This window comes from Kineosporia mesophila (genome assembly GCF_021129235.1).
GTDB lineage: Bacteria > Actinomycetota > Actinomycetes > Actinomycetales > Kineosporiaceae > Kineosporia > Kineosporia mesophila.
Window position 1 is genome coordinate 18,796 of sequence record NZ_JAJOMA010000037.1, and the last position, 19,399, is coordinate 38,194.

17 protein-coding genes are annotated in these 19,399 nt (G+C 70.7%); 7 read left to right on the plus strand and 10 right to left on the minus strand.

Translation table 11 applies throughout. The annotated features are described in order from the left end of the window. Positions 1 to 52 precede the first annotated feature (52 nt). The 5 genes from LR393_RS32675 to LR393_RS36800 all read right to left on the minus strand — a co-directional run bounded on the left by LR393_RS32675 (position 53) and on the right by LR393_RS36800 (position 4,238). Positions 53 to 151: a 30S ribosomal protein bS22 gene (locus LR393_RS32675; RefSeq protein WP_003792170.1), complete on the minus strand. Its 99-nt coding sequence runs from the start codon at positions 149 to 151 to the stop codon at positions 53 to 55. Positions 152 to 326: 175 nt separating this feature from the next. Next, on the minus strand, positions 327 to 551 hold the full coding sequence (locus LR393_RS32680) for a helix-turn-helix domain-containing protein (protein WP_231489079.1): 225 nt from the start codon (positions 549 to 551) through the stop codon (positions 327 to 329). Positions 552 to 835: 284 nt separating this feature from the next. After that, a complete protein-coding gene (locus LR393_RS32685) occupies positions 836 to 1,951 on the minus strand; it encodes an acetoin utilization protein AcuC (RefSeq protein ID WP_345718753.1) in 1,116 nt (371 codons plus the stop codon). Between the two features lie 137 nt (positions 1,952 to 2,088). Next, positions 2,089 to 2,928: a pyrroline-5-carboxylate reductase gene (gene proC, locus LR393_RS32690; RefSeq protein WP_231489081.1), complete on the minus strand. Its 840-nt coding sequence runs from the start codon at positions 2,926 to 2,928 to the stop codon at positions 2,089 to 2,091. A 104-nt stretch (positions 2,929 to 3,032) separates the two neighbouring features. Continuing rightward, positions 3,033 to 4,238, minus strand: a complete 1,206-nt coding sequence (locus tag LR393_RS36800) for a PucR family transcriptional regulator (RefSeq protein ID WP_231489082.1) — start codon at positions 4,236 to 4,238, stop codon at positions 3,033 to 3,035. A gap of 81 nt (positions 4,239 to 4,319) precedes the next feature. Here LR393_RS36800 and LR393_RS32700 point away from each other — a divergent pair, with 81 nt between their 5' ends. Continuing rightward, on the plus strand, positions 4,320 to 5,228 hold the full coding sequence (locus tag LR393_RS32700; protein ID WP_231489083.1) for a proline dehydrogenase family protein: 909 nt from the start codon (positions 4,320 to 4,322) through the stop codon (positions 5,226 to 5,228). 26 nt (positions 5,229 to 5,254) lie between these two features. Continuing rightward, on the plus strand, positions 5,255 to 6,883 hold the full coding sequence (pruA, locus tag LR393_RS32705) for an L-glutamate gamma-semialdehyde dehydrogenase (protein ID WP_231489084.1): 1,629 nt from the start codon (positions 5,255 to 5,257) through the stop codon (positions 6,881 to 6,883). Between the two features lie 51 nt (positions 6,884 to 6,934). On the opposite strand, the gene LR393_RS32710 is transcribed toward pruA, so the two are convergent. Together LR393_RS32710 and LR393_RS32715 are read right to left on the minus strand one after the other, a co-directional pair. Beyond that, positions 6,935 to 7,792: a sugar phosphate isomerase/epimerase family protein gene (locus tag LR393_RS32710; protein WP_231489085.1), complete on the minus strand. Its 858-nt coding sequence runs from the start codon at positions 7,790 to 7,792 to the stop codon at positions 6,935 to 6,937. Positions 7,793 to 7,878: 86 nt separating this feature from the next. Beyond that, the gene (locus LR393_RS32715) at positions 7,879 to 8,817 is read right to left on the minus strand and encodes a Ppx/GppA phosphatase family protein (RefSeq protein ID WP_231489086.1); all 939 of its coding nucleotides are present in this window, start codon (positions 8,815 to 8,817) and stop codon (positions 7,879 to 7,881) included. Between the two features lie 92 nt (positions 8,818 to 8,909). Here LR393_RS32715 and LR393_RS32720 point away from each other — a divergent pair, with 92 nt between their 5' ends. Together LR393_RS32720 and LR393_RS32725 are read left to right on the plus strand one after the other, a co-directional pair. Then, a complete protein-coding gene (locus LR393_RS32720) occupies positions 8,910 to 9,833 on the plus strand; it encodes a hypothetical protein (protein WP_231489087.1) in 924 nt (307 codons plus the stop codon). A 1-nt stretch (position 9,834) separates the two neighbouring features. Further along, entirely contained in the window at positions 9,835 to 10,563 is a 729-nt protein-coding gene (locus tag LR393_RS32725) for a class I SAM-dependent methyltransferase (protein ID WP_231489088.1), read from the plus strand. 349 nt (positions 10,564 to 10,912) lie between these two features. Here the strand turns inward: LR393_RS32725 and radA are convergent, their stop codons facing one another. Next, complete coding sequence (gene radA, locus LR393_RS32730) at positions 10,913 to 12,358, minus strand: DNA repair protein RadA (RefSeq protein WP_231489089.1); 1,446 nt, start codon at positions 12,356 to 12,358, stop codon at positions 10,913 to 10,915. 130 nt (positions 12,359 to 12,488) lie between these two features. On the opposite strand from radA, the gene disA reads away from it, so the two are divergent. From disA to LR393_RS32745, 3 genes are all read left to right on the plus strand, one after another. Next, on the plus strand, positions 12,489 to 13,571 hold the full coding sequence (disA, locus tag LR393_RS32735) for a DNA integrity scanning diadenylate cyclase DisA (protein ID WP_231489090.1): 1,083 nt from the start codon (positions 12,489 to 12,491) through the stop codon (positions 13,569 to 13,571). Between the two features lie 134 nt (positions 13,572 to 13,705). Then, on the plus strand, positions 13,706 to 14,620 hold the full coding sequence (locus LR393_RS32740) for an HhH-GPD family protein (RefSeq protein WP_231489091.1): 915 nt from the start codon (positions 13,706 to 13,708) through the stop codon (positions 14,618 to 14,620). A 75-nt stretch (positions 14,621 to 14,695) separates the two neighbouring features. Then, positions 14,696 to 15,667: an ATP-binding cassette domain-containing protein gene (locus tag LR393_RS32745; protein ID WP_231489092.1), complete on the plus strand. Its 972-nt coding sequence runs from the start codon at positions 14,696 to 14,698 to the stop codon at positions 15,665 to 15,667. On the opposite strand, the gene LR393_RS32750 is transcribed toward LR393_RS32745, so the two are convergent. Continuing rightward, positions 15,664 to 16,167, minus strand: coding sequence for an amino-acid N-acetyltransferase (locus tag LR393_RS32750; protein ID WP_231489093.1), 504 nt, complete (start codon positions 16,165 to 16,167; stop codon positions 15,664 to 15,666). The two genes, LR393_RS32745 and LR393_RS32750, sit on opposite strands and share 4 nt — an antisense overlap. A gap of 106 nt (positions 16,168 to 16,273) precedes the next feature. Next, on the minus strand, positions 16,274 to 18,805 hold the full coding sequence (locus tag LR393_RS32755) for an ATP-dependent Clp protease ATP-binding subunit (RefSeq protein WP_231489094.1): 2,532 nt from the start codon (positions 18,803 to 18,805) through the stop codon (positions 16,274 to 16,276). Positions 18,806 to 19,399 lie beyond the last annotated feature (594 nt).

Sequence of the window (19,399 nt, forward strand, 5' to 3'; positions counted from 1 at the left end):
GCCAGTGAGTACTGGCCGCCGGTGTGCGGTACTACGTTCGGGTCAGGTGTTTCTACTTCTTGTTGCGACGCTGGTGACGCGTCTTGCGCAACAGCTTGCGGTGCTTCTTCTTAGCCATCCGCTTGCGGCGCTTCTTGATGACGGAGCCCACGGGTCCTCGCAGTTCGTAGATCGGGTCGCCCGCGACACCTGCGCGGGATCAAGGTTGCTCGCGGCGCGGGAAGACCCACACCAGCCGTACCTGGTCCCCAGGGTAGCGCCTCGGACGTGGTGCCCCCGGTCTCGCCCTCCGGTTCCCCGACGGATCGGGTGCCGTCGGACGGCCGTCAGGCGGTTTCGCTGTTGCCGTTCATGTAGGAGTGACGCAGATACTCCTGCACCGCCCGCTCCGGAACCCGGTACGAGCGGCCGACCCGCATCGCAGCCAGCTCACCGGCGTGGACGAGGCGGTAAACGGTCATTTTCGACACCCTCATGATCCCGGCCACCTCGGCCACGGTGAGGAAACGGACTTCGAAATCTCCCCTGGGCAGGGCACGCACGGCGGTCATCTCAGGTCTCCCCTCGGTAGGGCTGCGGAGTGCGGAACATGGGCCGTTCTGACCCTCCCGCACCGGATGTCGACTTCGCTCCGGATACGTTCGGCAACGCCCCGTAACCAACCATAGGTGTAAGTGAGCCTGATGTGTGAATCGAGTTGCCGACTAGTCCGAATTACCGGGCTGGCTTCTCCACCGAACTGCCCCTTTTTCGTCCTCAACCCACCGGTACGGCCCAGGTGTGCCTCAACGTCCGGGTCGGAGCCCCGTTCGGGGGACAGATCCTTACCCGCGGGTCAGTCGAAATAGGGGTCGAGACCGTGCAGCGGGAAGATCGCCTTGCGGGTCGCCAGGACGACCCGGTCGATCGCGTCGGCGGGGTCGTAGCCGGTGGCCCACGAGCGGTAGTCGATGTTCGCGCCGTCGGTCATCCGCTGCGGGGCGCTGCGGCCGCAGCGGGCGGCGACGTAGTCCCGCCAGCTCGCGGGAACGTCCGTACCCGGCGGCACCGGACGGTGCGCCGCGATCGCGATGAGATGGGCCCAGGCCCGGGGCACCACGTCGACCACCTCGTACCCGCCTCCGCCGAAGGCCACCCAGCGGCCGTGGGCGTAACGGTGGGAGAAGTCGTGCAGAGCCTCGTAGGAGGCCCGCTGCGCGTCGAGCGACAGGGCCAGGTGGGCCAGCGGATCGAGCACGTGCGAGTCGCAGCCCTGCTGGGTGACCAGCACGTCGGGCTCGAAGGCGGCCAGCAGGGGCGGTACCACCGCGTGGAAGGCCCGCAGCCAGCCGGCGTCCGAGGTGCCGGGCGGCAGCGCCACGTTGACGGCCTCGCCCTGGGCCTGCGCCCCACCGATCTCCTCGGGGAAACCGGTGCCGGGGAAGAGCACCCGGCCGTTCTCGTGCAGGGAGATCGTGAGCACCCGGGGGTCGTCCCAGAAGATCTTCTCCACACCGTCACCGTGGTGGACGTCGACGTCCACGTAGGCCACCCGCTTCGCACCGGCCTCGAGCAGTGCCTGAATGGCCACCCCGACGTCGTTGTAGACGCAGAAACCGCTGGCCGCCCCGGGCATGGCGTGGTGCAGACCGCCGGTGAAGTTCACCCCGTGCTCGGCCTGCCCCGACCAGACCGCGAGCGCGACGTCGCGGCTGGCGGCGCAGATCCGGGCGCTCGCCTCGTGCATGCCCGGGAAGGTCGGCACGTCACTGCTGCCCAGGCCGAACCTCAGGTCTTCCAGCGTCGGGCGGGTCGAGGCCCGGCGCACCGCCTCGACGTAGGCCTGCTCGTGCACGGTGAGCAGCAGCTCGTCGGAGGCCGGTTCGGCACTGACCACGTGCACCCCGGCCGCGTCGAGCAGGCCCAGCGCGTCGGCCAGCCGGGCGGTGAGCTCCAGCCGGATCGGGGCCATCGGATGCTCGACCCCGAAGTCGTAGGCGGTGAACGCCTCGTCCCAGACCAGCCGCAGTGCCTCCACAGCCCCCACGGTAATCGCTGGTACGAGATCCTGGCAGGCTCCGCCGTTACGTCACGTGGTGAAACGGCCTCTCAGCTCTTCGACAACTGCTCCGAGCGCTGGCAGGCCGCCTCGATCGCGGAGACGAACGCGCCCCGGACCCGCTGGTCGTCGAGCAGCCGCAGGGCCGCCGCGGTGGTGCCGCCCGGGCTGGTGACCTGCTCGCGCAGGATGCTCGGGTGGGTGCCGGTCTGCCGCAGCATCGTGGCCGCGCCGAAGAGGGTCTGCACCACCAGCTCGGTGGACGTCGGGCGGGGCAGTCCCAGCAGCACGCCGGCCTCGATCATCGCCTCGGCCACGTAGAACACGTAGGCCGGGCCGGAACCGCTGACCGCGGTGACGGCGTCCTGGTACGACTCGGGCACCTGGAGCACCTTGCCGGTGGCGCTGAGCAGTTCCTGCGCGCGCTCGGTGTGCTCGGGGCGGCAGTGGGTGCCCGGGCTGAGCACCGACATGCCCTGGTCGACCAGCGACGGGGTGTTCGGCATGACCCGGATCACCGGGGTGCCCTCGGGCACGTTGCCCTCCAGCGAGGCGATGGTCTGCCCGGCGGCCAGCGAGATCACCAGGGTGCCGGGGCGCAGCGCCGGGCTGATCTCGGTCAGGAGGCCGCCCACGTCGCGCGGCTTGACCGCGACGATCACCGTGTCGCCCCAGGCCGCGGCCTCGACGTTGTTCATCACCTCGACGCCGTGCTGCAGCTTCAGCTCCTGCGCGCGCTCGGGACGCCGGGCCGAGACCACCACGTCGCCCGGCCCCCGTCCGGCCCGCAGCAGACCCGCGAGGATCGTGCCGCCCATGTTCCCGGCACCGAGGATCGCGACCCGGCCGATGGCGTCCTCCGGCCCAACCTGTTCACCCTGCTCAACCATGCCGCCCATGATGCCCGCCCGCCTGGCCGCCCGGGGCGGGCCTTCATCGTGTGCATTCCTTGCGGGCGGGGCGCAAGGAATGCACACGATGTCTCCGGAGCTCCTCAGCCCTGGTACTTCGCCAGCACCTCGCCCAGCGCCAGGCCGATGTGCAGCCCCAGCCTCGCCTCCCCCTCGTCCAGGTCCACCCCGGCGAACTGCTCGATGCGTTCCAGCCGGTAGTAGAGGGTCTGGCGGTGCACGGAGAGCATGGCCGCCGTGCGGGCCGCGTTGCCCCCGGAGTCCAGCCAGACCAGCGCCGTGCGGATCAGGTCGGCATCGGCCTTCTCCCGCAGTCGCGCGGCCGGGGTGCCCGCGATCAGGGCCTCGACCGCGGCCGGACCCTGCGCGAGTACCCGGTAGAACCCGAGATCGGCCCAGCTCAGCACCGGTCCGAGGTGGGGCCGGGCACCGGCCGTGACCGCGGCGGCCTCGGCCTGGCGGGCGGCGGCCACGAGCGCGGCCGCCGAGGCCTGGTCCGCAGCCCCCGGGCCCTCCGGGCCCGGGCCATCAGCCCTGCCCGAACCGGAATCAGAAGGCGAACCCGGTCCGGAGCCGGCCGGCGTCCCCTCACCGAACCGCACCCGGCACGCCTCGCTCACCCCGGCCACGGCCCCGGCCGGGAGCCGCCGGGCCACCCGCCGAGCAGCCACCTCCGGCTCCGAGGCGGCCGGAACCGACGTCACCGTGCGGGTTATCGTTCCGTCGGCGGCCCGGATCACGGCCACCACCAGAGCTTCACCAGCCACCAACTCACCCAGCGCCATCAGGCGCCGCCAGGCGCCGGCCGCGGGCGATGCGTCCCCCATCAGCAACTCACCGACGAGAGCCGCCCGCTCGTCAGCCACCCCCGCCCGCCGCGCGAGCAGCGCCCCGGCGCGATCCGCGAGCGGCGCCACCTGGGCCAGGGCCTCCGCGGCCACCCCGGTCGCGGGCTCGACCACCCAGAGATAGCCGTGGGTACGGCCGCCGGACCGGACCGGGATACAGACCCGCGCCGCGATCTGCTGCGATTCATCGGCCGGGATGCGCACCGGCTGCGTCGCCGAGGCGATGCCGTGGTTGAGGAAGTAACCGCGTACCTGCGCGGTCGCGGTCTTGCGCAGGATCGACGCCGCCCGCACCTGATCCACCCCGTCCGCGGCGTGCGACCCGTAGGCCACCAGGGCGAATCCGGTGTCCTCGAGTGTGGCCGGGGCCTGGAGCAGGTCCGACACGTCGTCGACCAGTTCCTGCAGCGCCCGGGGGTCCGACTCGGTCGCGCCGCTCACCAGGGGGCTTCGACAATCGTCGGAACGGCTCGTGACATCTGCACATGGTGGCACCCCCGCCTCGCTCCTAGCCTGGGCCGTATGCCGAAACTCCTGCTGGCGGCCGCACAGACCCGGCCGGTCCGGGCCTCCGTGAGCGCGCTGCCCATCAGCCGCAAGATGGTTCGCCGGTTCATCGCCGGGCCGGACTCCACGTCCGCCCTGCAGGTCACCCGGTCACTGCGTGAGCAGGGACTGGCCGTGACGCTCGACGTGCTCGGTGAGGACATCACCGACAAGGCCCAGGCCGCGCAGACGGCGGCCTCCTACCGTTCGCTGCTGACCGCGCTGTCCGAGGCCGGGCTGGCCGACCGGGCCGAGGTGTCGGTGAAGCTCTCCGCCTTCGGTCAGGCCCTGGGCGCCGACGGCGACAAGATCGCCCTGGAGAACGCGTTCACCGTGGCCGAGGCGGCCCAGGCCGCGGGCACCACGATGACCCTGGACATGGAAGACCACACCACGGTCGACTCCACGCTGGGCACCCTCGCCGAACTGCGCGCCCAGTACCCCTGGGTGGGTGCCGTGCTGCAGGCCGCGCTTTACCGCACCGAGGGCGACTGCCGCGACCTGGCCACCGCCGGATCTCGCGTGCGCCTGGTGAAAGGCGCCTACGCGGAACCGGCTTCGGTGGCTCACCCGGCCAAGGCCGACGTCGACGCCGCCTACCGCCGTTGTCTGGAGATCCTGTTCGCCGGCGCCGGGCACCCGATGATCGCCACGCACGACATGTCCCTGGTGACGGAGGCCTGCGTCCGGGGCCGCGACCGGGGCGACTGGGAACTCCAGATGCTCTACGGCATCCGCACCGACGAGCAGCGCCTGCTCGCGGCGGCCGGCATCGACGTGCGCGTGTACCTGCCCTTCGGCACCGACTGGTACGGCTACTACATCCGCCGCCTGGCCGAGCGCCCGGCGAACGTGCTCTTCCTTCTTCGTCACCTCAACTCCTGAAAACCCTTAGAACGAAAGGCAGAATAATGGACGCGATCACGCAGGTCCCCGCTCCGGTCAACGAGCCGCCGCGCTCCTACGCGGACGGCAGCGCCGAGCGCGCCGCCCTGGAACCCGCCCTCAAGGAGATCTGGGGCACCCGGCTGGAGATCACCAACTGGATCGACGGCCGGCCCGTCGCCGGCGGTGGGGACCCCTTCGACGTCGTCGCACCGTTCGACAAGTCGCACGTGCTGGGCACTTTCAAGGCCGCCACGGCTGACGACACGGCGGCCGCGATCGCCGCCGCGAAGAAGGCCGCCCCGGCCTGGGCCGCCCTCTCCATCGACGACCGGGCCGCGGTGCTGCTCAAGGCCGCCGACCTGCTCACCGGTAGCTGGCGCGCGGTCACCAACGCCGCCACCATGCTCAGCCAGGCCAAGACCATCTACCAGGCCGAGATCGACGCGGTCTGCGAGCTGGCCGACTTCTGGCGCTTCAACGCGCATTTCGCCCGGCAGATCTACGCCGAGCAGCCCGCCGCCAACTCCCCCGGCATCTGGAACCGCCTCGACCACCGGCCGCTCGAGGGGTTCGTCTACGCGATCACGCCGTTCAACTTCACCTCGATCGCGGCCAACCTGGCCACCGCCCCGGCCCTGATGGGTAACACGGTGGTCTGGAAGCCCAGCCCCACGCAGGCTCTCTCGGCCGAGTACACGATGCGCCTGCTGACCGCCGCGGGCCTGCCCGCCGGTGTGATCAACCTGGTGCACGGCGCCGGTCCGGAGGTGTCGTCCGTGGTGCTGGAAGACCCCGACCTGGCGGGTATCCACTTCACCGGATCCACCGCGACCTTCCAGCACCTGTGGCAGGAGGTCGGCTCGCGGATCACGCAGTACCGCTCCTACCCGCGCATCGTCGGCGAGACCGGGGGCAAGGACTTCATCCTGGCCCACCCCAGCGCCGACGTCGACGTGCTGCGGACCGCCATGGTGCGAGGCGCTTTCGAGTACTCCGGGCAGAAGTGCTCGGCCGCGTCGAGGGCCTACGTGCCGCGCAGCGTCTGGGCCCGGCTTCGCGACGGCCTCGCCGAGACCACAAAGAGCCTGCCCGTCGGCCCGGTGACCGACTTCGGCAACTTCACCTCGGCCGTCATCGACGAGCGGGCGTTCGCGAAGCATTCCCAGGCTCTGGAGCGGGCCCGCACCGCTCCGGGTGTCGAGATCCTGGCCGGCGGCACGACCGACGACAGCGTGGGCTACTTCGTCGACCCGACCGTGCTCGTGGTGGACGACCCCACCGACGAGGCGCTCACCACCGAGTACTTCGGCCCGATCCTGGCCGTGCACGTGTTCGAGGACGCCGACTTCGAGAAGATCGCGCAGAGCATCGCGACCGATTCGAAGTACGCCCTGACCGGCGCGATCATCGCGCAGGACCGGCAGGCCGTGGCCTCGGTGATGGAGACGCTGCGGTTCGCCGCGGGCAACTTCTACATCAACGACAAGCCGACCGGCGCCGTGGTCGGGCAGCAGCCGTTCGGCGGTGCCCGCGCCTCCGGCACGAACGACAAGGCCGGGGCCCCGCAGAACCTTCAGCGGTGGACCTCGACCCGGTCGATCAAGGAGACGTTCGAGCCCGCCGTGGACTGGCGCTACCCGCACATGGGGTGACGAGAACGACCGTGGGCTCCGGAAATCCCTCCACCGGGGCCCACGGTTTCGCTATCGGGTGGGCGTGAGGTCGGCCGAGGCCAGGTGCTCGCGAGCGAACGTCAGGCACTCGGTCAGCTCGGCCTCACGCTCGGCCCGGGTGCGGCACTTTCGGGTGTTCACCTCGACCGCGACCACACCCGCCCAGTTCCGTTCGGAGAGCAGGTCGAGCACCTCGCCGCAGGGCTGGGTGCCGCGGCCGGGCAGCAGGTGCTCGTCCTTGGCCGAGCCGGCCCCGTCGGCCAGATGGATGTGGGTGAGCCGGTCGCCCAGCGCGCGGGCCATCTCCAGGGAGTCTCCCCCGGCGGTCGCGGCGTGCGAGAAGTCCAGCGTGACGTGGCGGTACGGCTGCTCCAGCGGGTTCCAGCCCGGGGAGTAGGCCATCACCTCACGGCTGCGGGCCCGCCACGGGTACATGTTCTCCACCGCGAGCGGCACCGAGAAGTGATCGTTGAGCGCGGCGACGCCGTCGACGAAGGCCGCGCCGTACTCCTTCTGCCAGCGGAACGGCGGGTGCGCCACCACGGCCCCGGACCCCAGGTCCTCGGCCATCTGCAGCGAGCGCTCCAGCTTCGCCCACGGCTCCTTGCCCCAGACCCGCTGGGTCACCAGCAGTGTCGGGGCGTGCACCGAGAGAACCGGCACGCCGTAGTGCTGCGAGAGTCTCTTGAGGGCGCCGGTGTCCTGGCTGACCGGATCGGTCCACACCATCACCTCGACGCCGTCGTACCCCAGACGTGCTGCGATCTCGAACGCGTCGGCGCAGGACTCCGGGTAAACGGAGCTGGTCGACAGCGCCACCTTCGCTGTCGGCAGCCTGGACGACCTGGTGTTGCGGTCGTCCGGCTGGCCACTGCTCGATCGGCCCATGCCGTTCAGCGTAGTCACTCCCGCTGTGGGCGCTTGTGCACACCCTCCCCGGCCCGTGCGGGGCTCACCCGCGCGGCGTACTGGCCCTAGATGCCGGGCCCGGCCGCGCTCATCACGTCGTCGAGCCGGCGCAGGATCACGCCCTCGCGCAGCGCCCACGGGCTGATCTGCATACTCTCCACGCCGAGCAGTTCCATCGCGGCCTCGGCGACCAGTGCCCCGGCCAGGATCTGGCGGGCTCGGCCGGCCGAGACACCCGGCAGTTCGGCCCGCTGGATCTCGGTCATCGCGGCCAGGCGGGGAACCCACTCGGTGAGGTCGGCACGACGCAGGGTGCGCACCGGGGTCTGAGCGTCGGCCGGGCCGCAGATGCGCGCCAGCGTCCGGAAGGTCTTGCTGCTGCCCACCGTCTGGTCGGGCGTCCCGCCGCGCACCACGTCGCGCACCACCCGGCCGATCTCGGCCCGCACGTACCGGCGGGCCGCCCGCACCTGATCGGCGTCCGGCGGGTCACCGGCCAGCCGGTCGCGGGTCAGGCGCCCGGCCCCCAGCGGCACGGAGATGGCCACGTCGGGCAGTTCGTCCAGACCCGAGGCGATCTCGAGCGATCCCCCGCCGATGTCCAGCACCAGCAGGCGCCCCGCCGACCAGCCGAACCAGCGGCGCACGGCCAGGAAGGTCAGGCGGGCCTCGTCACCGCCGGCCAGCACCCGCAGGTCGACGCCGGTCTCCTGGCGCACCCGGGTCAGCAGGGCCTCACCGTTGGGGGCGTCGCGGATGGCCGAGGTGGCGAAGCCGATGACCTCCTCGACCCCCAGGTCCTCGCCCACCGTCAGGCTCGATTCGACGAAGGCCAGCAGTGACTTCTCGGCGGCCGGGGAGATGCGCCCGTCCCCGTCCAGCTGCTCGGCCAGCCGCAGCTCGGCCTTGTGCGACGACGCCGGCAGCGGCCGGGCTCCGGGGTGGGCGTCGACCACCAGCAAATGCACCGTGTTGGAACCCACGTCGAGAACTCCCAGCCGCATTCCGCGAAAGTACCCCACCCCGGCGCCGCCACCGGGAAGGATTCAGTGCCCTTGCGTGGAAGACGCACATCGCAGGGCTTACATTGTCGGCCATGCCCCATCCCCCCGCGCCGGAGATCGGACTCGACCCGGCCCGGCTCTGGCTCGAGTTCCCCGACCCCGAGCCCGCCGACGCGATCGAAGACACCTCGAACATCGACGAGATTGAGGACGAACTCGAGGACGTCGTGGTCGGCTTCACTGCCGATCACGAGGGCTCCGGGAACTCCGACGACCCGGACGATCTTGAGGACGACGAGGAGATCGAGGACGACGACCAGCCCGCGCAGGTCTTCCGTTGCGATCTGACCTGGCTGACGTCCAACTGGACCTGCATCTACGGCAGCGGCTGCGGCGGTATCTACGCCGACCGCCCCGACGACGGATGCTGCACCCTCGGCGCGCACTTCGCCGACGAGGAGGACGAGCAGCGGGTCACCGAGTCGGTGAAGATGCTCGACCCCACCATCTGGCAGTACGCCGACGAGGGCGAGCGTGACGGCTGGATCGAGGTCGACCCCGACGGCCAGCGCAAGACCCGGGTCGTCGACGGCGCCTGCATCTTCCTGAACCGGCCGGGCTTCGCCGCCGGTGACGGCTGCTCCCTGCACAAGCTCGCCTGGGCGCAGGAGCGGGAACCGCTGGAGCTGAAACCGGACGTCTGCTGGCAGCTTCCGATCCGCCGCTCGTACCGCACGATCGAGCGCCCGGACGGCACCAGCTACCTCGAGGTGACGATCAGCGAGTACGACCGGCGCGGCTGGGGGGCCGGCGGGCACGATCTGGACTGGTACTGCACCGGCAACCCGCAGGCTCACGTCGGCCGGGAGCCGGTCTACCGCAGCCTGCGCCCGGAGCTGGTCGAGCTGATGGGCCAAGCCGCCTACGACGTGCTGGCCCAGCACTGCGACCAGGTCACCGGAGCCCGCAAGCTGATCCCCCTCACCGTGCACCCGGCCACCACGCGCGCCCGCTGACGTGTCCGGCGTCATCCCCAGCCCGAACATCTGGCGGCATCCGGGCGTCTACGAGATGGAGAACCGCAGCGTCGATCCGGACGGTGTGCTCGAGACGTCCATGCGCTCGATCCGGTCCTGGGACGGCGCCACCGTTCTGGACATCGGCTGCGGCAGCGGCTTTCACCTACCCCGTTTCGCCGCTGCCGCCGCCTGCGTGATCGGCGTCGAGCCGCACCCGCCCCTGGTGCAGCTGGCCCGGCGCCGGGTGGCCGCCCTCGACGACGAGGCCCTGCGCGCCCGGATCGACGTGCGCGCGGGCACCGCCCAGACCCTGCCCGTGCCCAGCGGGACGATCGACGTGGTGCACGCCCGCTGGGCCTACTTCTTCGGCCCGGGCTGCGAACCCGGCCTGGCCGAGGTCCGCCGGGTGCTGCGCCGGGGCGGCACCGCGTTCGTCATCGACAACGACGCCACCCGCTCCACCTTCGGACGCTGGTTCCAGAACTGGCTGCCCGACTACGACCCGGCCGCCGTCGAGGCCTTCTGGGCCCGGCAGGGCTGGACCCGTCATGCCCTCGACATCCGCTGGGACATGCCCACCCGCGCCGACTTCGAGGCCGTGGTCCGCATCGAATTCAGCGCCGAGCACGCCGACCGCATCCTGGCCTCACACCCCGGTACCTCGGTCGACTACGCCGTCAACCTGTTCTCGTACCAGGCCCCGGAAGGCCTCTGGCGCCGGCGCTGAGGGGCTGAAGGGGCAAGGGCCCCCGTTCGTGCAACCAAGCGATCTCCCCGCCCCCTGCTTCCCAGGCCCCGGTCTTCCAGGCCTTGGTCTCCCAGGCCTTGGCCACCATCCTCACCGGCTGGGCAGGCGTCCCCGTTTCGCCGGGGAGCAAGCAGAGGCGCCTCCCGGCCGAAGGCTGAGGATCGTGTGCAGCCGTTGCGGCTATAGCGCAAGAACTGCACACGATCCCGCTTCGGTGCCCGAACCGTGGCCCCTTCAGCGGCTCGGCGCGGCTCGGCGCGGCTCGGCGCGGCTCGGCGCGGCTCGGCTCGGCGCGGCTCGGCGCGGCTCGGCTCGGCTCCCCTGGTCTTCAACCTCGTTCGCCTCGCTCTCCCCGGCTTCCGACGATCGGGAAGGCGGCTCGGCTGAGGGCGGTCAGGACGTCGGGGACCTCGTGGACCTCCATGCCCTCGGGGGCAGGGGCCGCGTCTCGTGTGCCGGCCGGGACGAAGGCCGAGGTGAAGCCCAGGCGGGCGGCCTCGGCCAGGCGGCGGCCGACCCCGGCGACCGGGCGCACCTCACCGGCCAGGCCCACCTCGCCGATCGCGATCGTGCCGGCGGCCAGGGGGCGGTCGATGGCGGCACCGGCGACCGCGAGCGCCACCGCCAGGTCGCAGGCGGGCTCGGCCAGGCGCACACCACCGACCGTGGAGACGTAGACGTCGTTGCCCGAGAGCCGCGCCCCGGCCCGGCGCTCCAGCACCGCCAGAATCATCGAGACCCGGCTGTTGTCGAGACCGGAGGTGGCCCGGCGCGGATTGTTCGCGTTGGTCGGGGCCACCAGCGCCTGTACCTCACTGACCAGCGGGCGCCGGCCTTCCAGCGTGACCGAGACGCAGGTGCCCGGTACCGGGTGCGCGTGCTGGGACAGGAACAGGCCGCTGGGGTCGGTGAGCCCGACGATGCCCACCTCGGACAGGTCGAAGCAGCCCACCTCGTCGGTCGGGCCGTAGCGATTTTTCACGGCCCGCACCAGGCGCAGACGGGAGTGGCGGTCGCCCTCGAACTGGCAGACCACGTCGACCAGGTGCTCGAGCACGCGGGGGCCGGCGATCGAGCCGTCTTTCGTGACATGGCCGACCAGGACGACGGCCATGCCGCGCTCCTTGGCCACCCGGATCAGCGAGGCGGCCACCTCGCGCACCTGGGAGACGCTGCCGGCCGAGCTGTCGATCGCGTCGCTGGCGATGGTCTGCACCGAGTCGACCACCAGCAGGTCGGGCTGCACGTCTTCGACGTGGCCGAGCACGGTGCTCAGGTCGGTCTCGGCGGCGAGCAGCAGGCGGGGGCGCAGCGCGCCGATGCGCTCGGCCCGCAGCCGCACCTGGCTCGCCGACTCCTCACCGGTGACGTAGAGCACCGTGCGGGTGTTCTGGGCGGCGCGGCTGGCCACGTCGAGCAGCAGCGTGGACTTGCCGACGCCGGGCTCACCGGCCAGCAGCACCACGGCCCCGCTGACGATGCCGCCGCCCAGCACCCGGTCGAGCTCCTCGACCCCGGTGGACCAGGTCTTCGCGTTCTCGGTGGTGATCTCGCCGATCGGCCGGGCCCTCTCGGACACCGTGCGGGCCTTGGTCACCGGGGCTGCCGCCGCGGGCGTGGCCTCCATGACGGTGCCCCAGGCCTGGCACTCACCGCACCGGCCGACCCACTTCGCCGTCGTCCACCCGCACTCGGCGCACCGGTATCCCGGGTTGTCCCGCCCGGACTTCTTGGTACGCGCTGCCGAACCCCGCCGGGCGTCAGATGTGCTCACCCCACAGAACCTACGCGGCCCCACCGACAGTCTCGGGCGGGAGCGTCCCCGGGCCGCCGGAGAGCCTCCGGAGCGGGGGGCCAGGGCCTTTGTACCCGAGCCGGTTCCGGGGGCGGATAGACTTCCCCCCGTGGTTGTGGAGCGCACTCCCGAAGAGCTGCTGCGGTACACCCTTGCCGCCGTGGCGCCGGGCACGACACTGCGTGACGGCCTAGAGCGAATTCTGCGGGGCCGCACCGGGGCGCTGATCGTGCTCGGTCACGATCCCCTGGTCGAGAGCATCTGCACCGGTGGTTTCAATCTCGCCGTCGAGTTCTCCGCCACCCGGCTGCGCGAGCTGGCCAAGATGGACGGGGCGATCGTCACCGATCAGGACGGCTCGCACATCCTCCGGGCCGCCGTGCAGCTCGTGCCCGACCCGACGATCCAGACCGACGAGTCCGGCACCCGCCACCGCACCGCCGAGCGGGTGGCCAAACAGACCGGCTATCCGGTGGTCTCGGTCAGCCAGTCGATGCGCATCATCGCGCTCTACGTGGCCGGCCGGCGCTACGTGCTGGAGGGCTCCGACGCGATCCTCGGCAAGGCCAACCAGGCCCTGGCCACGCTGGAGCGCTACAAGGCCCGGCTCGACGAGGTCACCAGCACGCTGTCCGCGCTCGAGATCGAAGACCTGGTCACGGTCCGCGACGTGTCGATCGTCATCCAGCGCCTCGAGATGGTTCGCCGCATCTCCGACGAGATCCAGCATTACGTGGTCGAACTCGGCACCGACGGCCGGCTGCTCTCGTTGCAGCTCGACGAGCTGATCGGTGGCGTGGGCCCCGACCGCGACCTGGTGATCCGCGACTACCTCGACGCCACGCGCCGCGAGCGCTCGATGCCCGAGGTGGTGGCGGCCCTGGCCGAGATCGCCTCGAACGACCTGGTCGACCTCGGCCTGGTGGCCCGGGTGCTGGGCTTCGTCCAGGGCGGCGACGCGCTCGACGCCTCGATCAGCCCGAAGGGTTACCGCCTGCTCACGAAGGTCCCGCGCCTGCCCGGCGCGATCGTCGAGCGCCTGGTCGACCACTTCGGCGACCTGCAGAAACTTCTCGCCGCCAACCTGGACGACCTGATGCTCGTGGAGGGCGTCGGCGACCAGCGGGCCCGGGCCGTGCGTGAGGGCCTGTCCCGCCTGGCCGAGTCCAGCATCCTGGAGCGGTACATCTGAGAGACACGCGTCCCCCTGGCCTCAAGGGCCGGCGAAGAATGATGGACGCGTGTGGTCACCGAACCGGCACGAGTGTCCTTCGGCCGGCGAAGGGGCTGGGATGAAACCCCCGCAGAAACCATGAGACGGAGACCATGACCCCCGCGAAGACGTCCCCGGCCGCCGTCCACCCGCTGCACCGCCCGATCCTGGCCTGGTACGACATGCACAACCGGGATCTCCCCTGGCGCGAGCCCGGCTGCCCGGCCTGGCACATCCTGATCAGCGAGATCATGCTGCAGCAGACCCCGGTGAGCCGGGTGCTGCCGATCTGGAAGGAGTGGGTCGAACGCTGGCCCACACCGGCCGACATGGCGAAAGAGCCACCCGGCGAAGTGATTCGCGCCTGGGGCCGGCTCGGGTACCCGCGCCGCGCCCTGCGCCTGCACGCGTGCGCCCAGGCGATCGTCGACCAGCACGGCGGTGAGGTGCCCGGCGACCACGCCGAGCTGCTCGCGCTGCCGGGCATCGGGTCGTACACAGCCGCCGCCGTGGCCAGTTTCGCGTTCGGCCAGCGCCACGCCGTGCTCGACACCAACGTGCGCCGGGTGTTCGCCCGTACCGTCACCGGGACCGAGTACCCGCCGCCGGCCGTCACCGCCGCCGAGACCCGGCTGGCCACCGAGCTGCTGCCGGAGGAAGACGCCCGGGCCGCTCGCTGGGCCGTGGCCGTGATGGAACTGGGCGCCCTGATCTGCACCGCCCGGTCGCCCAAGTGCGTGGACTGCCCGGTGTCCGCCCAGTGCGCCTGGCGCCTGGCCGGTTCCCCGCCGCACTCCGGCCCCGCCCGTAAGGGCCAGGCCTGGGCCGGCACCGACCGGCAGATCCGCGGCGCCCTGATGGCGGCCCTGCGCGGCAGCCGGGAACCGCTCTCGCACCCGCAGCTGGTGATCCAGGTGCCCGACAGTGCCCTGCGCGAGCCCGGCCAGCGGTCCCGCTGCCTGTCCGGGCTGATCGAGGACGGCCTGGTCGAGCCGCTGCCCGGTGATCACTACCAGCTCCCGGCATAAGACCCGTACGGGAGTACAGAACCCATACGTTACGGGTGTCGTCTGAATGCCTTAAATCTTCGATAATCTCAACGCGTGGCGCACAGTGACGGGGGTCAGCCGCCCACCCAGCCGGCATCGACGCGTCCCGCGATCGCCTTCGGGCACGTGGGACTAGAGCCGCGCCGGGGCCCGCTCCGCCGCCGCCACCGGCTCTTCGACGGCGTGTCGTTCACGGTCGCGGCCGGTGAGGCGGTCGGCGTGCTGCTGCCGCCCGGCGCGGGCAAGACCAGCCTGGCCAGGCTGGCCACCGGCCACTGCGCGCCGTCCTTCGGCTCGATCTCCGTCCTGGGCCTGAACCCCGGCACCGCGCAGCGTGAACTCACCGGCCGGGTCGGCACCATCGTCAACGAGCACTCACAGCTGTGGCTGGACGACCTGCTCGGCGATTCCCTCACCCGACTGTGCCGGTTCTACGACGTACCCGACCACCGCGCGAGGGAACTCTCCGAGCGGCTGGAGCTGAGCCGCGTCCTCAAGACACCCGTGGAAGACCTCACCCCGGCGCAGCGCCGGCGGGCCGAGCTCGTCGCCGCCCTGCTGCCCGAGCCGGAGGTGCTGATCCTCGACGAGCCGATGCGCGGGATGGACGCACCCAGCAAGGAACGGCTGAGATCGGTGCTGCGCCAGGAGAACCGGATGCACGGGCGGGCTCTGCTGCTGGTCACGAGCGACCTGGCCGACATCGAGTCGCTGTGCCCCCGGCTGCTGGTGGGCGTGGAGGGACGCATCGGGTTCGACGGCAACGTGTCGGCCCTGAACGAGCTCCTCGGCACCGAACGCGTGCTCGTCGTCGATCTGCTCCGGCCGGTGGCGCCGCTGGACGACCTGCCCGGAGCGGACCTGATCGCGGTCGAGGCGGGTGGCCTGCGCCAGCGGCTCGGCCTGGTCCCGGGCCAGGTGAAGATCTCGAAGGTGCTGGCCGACGTGGTGTCGCGGGCCCCGGTGCGGAGCCTCACGCTGGAAGAGCCCGACGTGACGGAACTGGTGCGGAGACTGGCCGTTTAGAGATCGAGGATCATCCTGCTGTTGCCCAGGGTGTTCGGCTTCACCCGGGCCAGGTCGAGGAACTCGGCCACCCCCTCGTCCCGCGAGCGCAGCATCTCGGTGTAGACGCCGGGCTCGACCGGGGTGCCCTCGATCTCGCGAAAACCGTGACGCTCGAAGAACTTCACCTCGAACGTGAGGCAGAACAACCGGCTCACACCCAGTTCGGTGGCCTGCTCGACCAGCGTGTCGAGGAGGGCGTGCCCGACGCCGGCACCGCGCCAGTCGGACGAGACGGCCAGCGTGCGCACCTCGGCCAGGTCTTCCCACAGCACATGCACGGCGCCGCAGCCGATCACCGTGTCGTCAGCGTCGACCGCGACCCGGAACTCCTGCACGTCTTCGTAGTAGGTGACCGTCTCCTTGTGCAGGAGGATGCGCTGGTCGGCATATCCGGACACCAGTCGGCCGATGGTGGAGACATCGGTGGTGCGGGCACGCCGGACACGGAAGTCAGCCACCCATCGATGTTCTCATGCCCGTGCCCGAAAGCGCAGCCTCGTCACGAAAAGGCCGGAGGCCGGAACCCCCTGGGGGATTCCGGCCTCCGGTCGTGCGGCTGGTGGATCAGGCGGAGGGAGTGGCCTCGCCGGTGACCGGCGGTGCCCCCTTCTCGCCCGCGGGCGCCAGCTCCGGGATCGATCCGCCCTTCGAGGCTCCGCGGAAGCTGAAGTGCGCCGTCGCCGGCTCACCCTCCGCGTCGATCAGAACGATCTGACCGGGCTTGAGCTCGTTGTAGAGGATCTTCTCGGACAGGGTGTCTTCGATCTCGCGCTGGATGGCACGGCGCAGCGGCCGGGCACCGAGCACGGGGTCGTAACCCTTGTGCGCCAGGGCGATCTTCGCGGCCGGGGTGAGCTCGATGCCCATGTCCCGGTCTTTCAGACGCTCGTCGAGCTTGGCGATCATCAGGTCGACGATCTCGATGATCTCGTCCTGCGACAGCTGCGGGAACACGATGGTGTCGTCGACCCGGTTGAGGAACTCCGGGCGGAAGTGCTGCTTGAGCTCCTCCGCGACCTTCGCCTTCATGCGCTCGTAGCTGGTCTTCGTGTCGCTGCCGGACTGGAAACCGAGTTGCACACCCTTGGCGATGTCCCGGGTACCCAGGTTCGTCGTCATGATGATCACGGTGTTCTTGAAGTCCACCATGCGGCCCTGGGAGTCGGTCAGGCGACCGTCTTCCAGAATCTGCAGCAGCGAGTTGAAGATGTCCGGGTGGGCCTTCTCGACCTCGTCGAACAGCACCACGGAGAACGGCTTGCGGCGCACCTTCTCGGTGAGCTGGCCGCCCTCTTCGTAGCCGACGTAGCCGGGAGGAGAACCGAACAGCCGCGAGACCGTGTGCTTCTCCGAGAACTCGGACATGTCGAGCTGGATCAGCGAGTCCTCGTCGCCGAACAGGAACTCGGCGAGCGCCTTGGCGAGCTCGGTCTTACCGACACCGGTCGGACCGGCGAAGATGAACGAGCCACCGGGACGCTTCGGGTCTTTCAGACCGGCCCGGGTACGGCGGATCGCCTGCGACATGGCCTTGACCGCGTCGACCTGGCCGATGATCCGCTTGTGCAGCTCGTCTTCCATCCGGAGCAGACGCGTGGTCTCCTCCTCGGTGAGCTTGAACACCGGGATGCCGGTCGCCGTGGCCAGAACCTCGGCGATCAGTTCCTCGTCGACCTCGGCGACCACGTCCATGTCGCCGGCCTTCCACTGCTTCTCGCGCTCGGCCTTGGCCGCCAGCAGCTTCTTCTCGCCGTCTCGCAGCGAGGCCGCCTTCTCGAAGTCCTGCGCGTCGATCGCAGACTCCTTGTCGCGGCGGGTCTGCGCGATCTTCTCGTCGAACTCGCGCAGGTCCGGCGGAGCGGTCATGCGACGGATGCGCAGTCTCGCCCCGGCCTCGTCGATCAGGTCGATCGCCTTGTCCGGCAGGAACCGGTCGTTGACGTACCGGTCGGCCAGCGTCGCCGCCGCGACCAGGGCCGCGTCGGTGATGGAGACCCGGTGGTGCGCCTCGTACCGGTCGCGCAGGCCCTTGAGGATCTCGATGGCGTGGGCCAGCGAGGGCTCCTGGACCTGGACCGGCTGGAACCGGCGCTCCAGGGCGGCGTCCTTCTCGATGTGCTTGCGGTACTCGTCGAGCGTGGTGGCACCGATGGTCTGGAGCTCACCGCGGGCCAGCATCGGCTTCAGGATGCTGGCGGCGTCGATCGCGCCCTCGGCGGCACCGGCCCCGACGAGGGTGTGGATCTCGTCGATGAACAGGATGATGTCGCCGCGGGTGCGGATCTCCTTGAGGACCTTCTTCAGGCGCTCCTCGAAGTCACCGCGGTAGCGAGAACCGGCGACCAGGGCGCCGAGGTCAAGCGTGTAGAGCTGCTTGTCCTTCAGCGTCTCGGGCACCTCGCCCTTGATGATCGCCTGGGACAGGCCCTCGACGACCGCCGTCTTGCCGACCCCGGGCTCACCGATCAGAACGGGGTTGTTCTTGGTGCGTCGCGACAGCACCTGCATGACCCGCTCGATTTCCTTCTCCCGGCCGATGACCGGGTCGAGCTTGCCCTCGCGGGCGGCCTGCGTGAGGTTGCGGCCGAACTGGTCGAGGACCAGCGAACCGGACGGCGTGCCCTCGGCCGGACCGCCGGCCGCGGCCGGCTCCTTGCCCTGGTAGCCGGACAGCAGCTGGATGACCTGCTGGCGCACGCGGTTGAGGTCGGCGCCCAGCTTGACCAGCACCTGGGCGGCGACGCCCTCACCCTCGCGGATGAGGCCGAGCAGGATGTGCTCGGTGCCGATGTAGTTGTGCCCCAGTTGGAGCGCTTCCCGCAACGACAGTTCCAGCACCTTCTTGGCGCGGGGCGTGAACGGGATGTGGCCGGAGGGGGCCTGCTGTCCTTGACCGATGATCTCTTGCACCTGCTCGCGGACAGCGTCGAGCGAGATGCCGAGGGACTCCAGCGCCTTGGCTGCGACTCCCTCGCCCTCATGAATCAGCCCCAGCAGGATGTGCTCGGTACCGATGTAGTTGTGGTTGAGCATCCTGGCCTCCTCCTGGGCCAGGACAACAACACGGCGGGCGCGGTCGGTGAACCTCTCGAACATCTGCGCTCCTCGTGCGGTCAGTGGGGGTGAGACTCGGTGAGACCCCGGTCTCGCTGACCTTATCGATGCTATCTGGGGCTACGGAAAGAAACACCCGGCAATCTGACGGTGAGACTGTTCCGACACCCGTGCATCGGCCAACGGAGCTGGAACCTTACGTGTTCCAGGGCCCGGGCACAGCTGTTCGATGTTCGCTGTTGGCGGACAGATCCAGCGCTTTTCGCGAGGTTTGCGCGCTTGGCCCCACCTCGGGACCGAAGTCCCGGTTCGCACCGGCCGGACGGGGCGGAACCGCCGAACCCGGTCTCCAGGGTCGCATCCCTTCCCGGCAATAGTGACGGCGGGTCACCCTTTCGGCCCGCCCCCCGGAGCCCATGGGTGGGCGCCCGCCGGCCCGCCCCCGGTTCCGGGCCGCCACCGGTTGGGATATTCACCCGGAGAATTCGGCCGGCCGGGCCGCACACGAACACCGGACATTGCCCGGAGATTGCACCTCCCCAGCGAGACCCGGCGAGACCCCGGGAGGCTCCGAGAGACCCCGGGAGGACGTCCCCGGGTCACCCGGAATCCACCCCGACGCCATCACCGATACCC

Excerpts from the sequence above, each read along its gene's own strand:
- LR393_RS32720 (WP_231489087.1), top strand. The coding sequence starts at position 8,910 with ATGCCCCATCCCCCCGCGCCGGAGATCGGACTCGACCCGGCCCGGCTC.
- LR393_RS32710 (WP_231489085.1), bottom strand. The coding sequence starts at position 7,792 with ATGGGCCGATCGAGCAGTGGCCAGCCGGACGACCGCAACACCAGGTCG.
- LR393_RS32700 (WP_231489083.1), top strand. The coding sequence starts at position 4,320 with ATGCCGAAACTCCTGCTGGCGGCCGCACAGACCCGGCCGGTCCGGGCC.
- proC (WP_231489081.1), bottom strand. The coding sequence starts at position 2,928 with ATGGTTGAGCAGGGTGAACAGGTTGGGCCGGAGGACGCCATCGGCCGG.
- LR393_RS32680 (WP_231489079.1), bottom strand. The coding sequence starts at position 551 with ATGACCGCCGTGCGTGCCCTGCCCAGGGGAGATTTCGAAGTCCGTTTC.
- LR393_RS32755 (WP_231489094.1), bottom strand. The coding sequence starts at position 18,805 with ATGTTCGAGAGGTTCACCGACCGCGCCCGCCGTGTTGTTGTCCTGGCC.
- pruA (WP_231489084.1), top strand. The coding sequence starts at position 5,255 with ATGGACGCGATCACGCAGGTCCCCGCTCCGGTCAACGAGCCGCCGCGC.
- LR393_RS32715 (WP_231489086.1), bottom strand. The coding sequence starts at position 8,817 with ATGCGGCTGGGAGTTCTCGACGTGGGTTCCAACACGGTGCATTTGCTG.
- LR393_RS32740 (WP_231489091.1), top strand. The coding sequence starts at position 13,706 with ATGACCCCCGCGAAGACGTCCCCGGCCGCCGTCCACCCGCTGCACCGC.
- LR393_RS32685 (WP_345718753.1), bottom strand. The coding sequence starts at position 1,951 with ATGGCCCCGATCCGGCTGGAGCTCACCGCCCGGCTGGCCGACGCGCTG.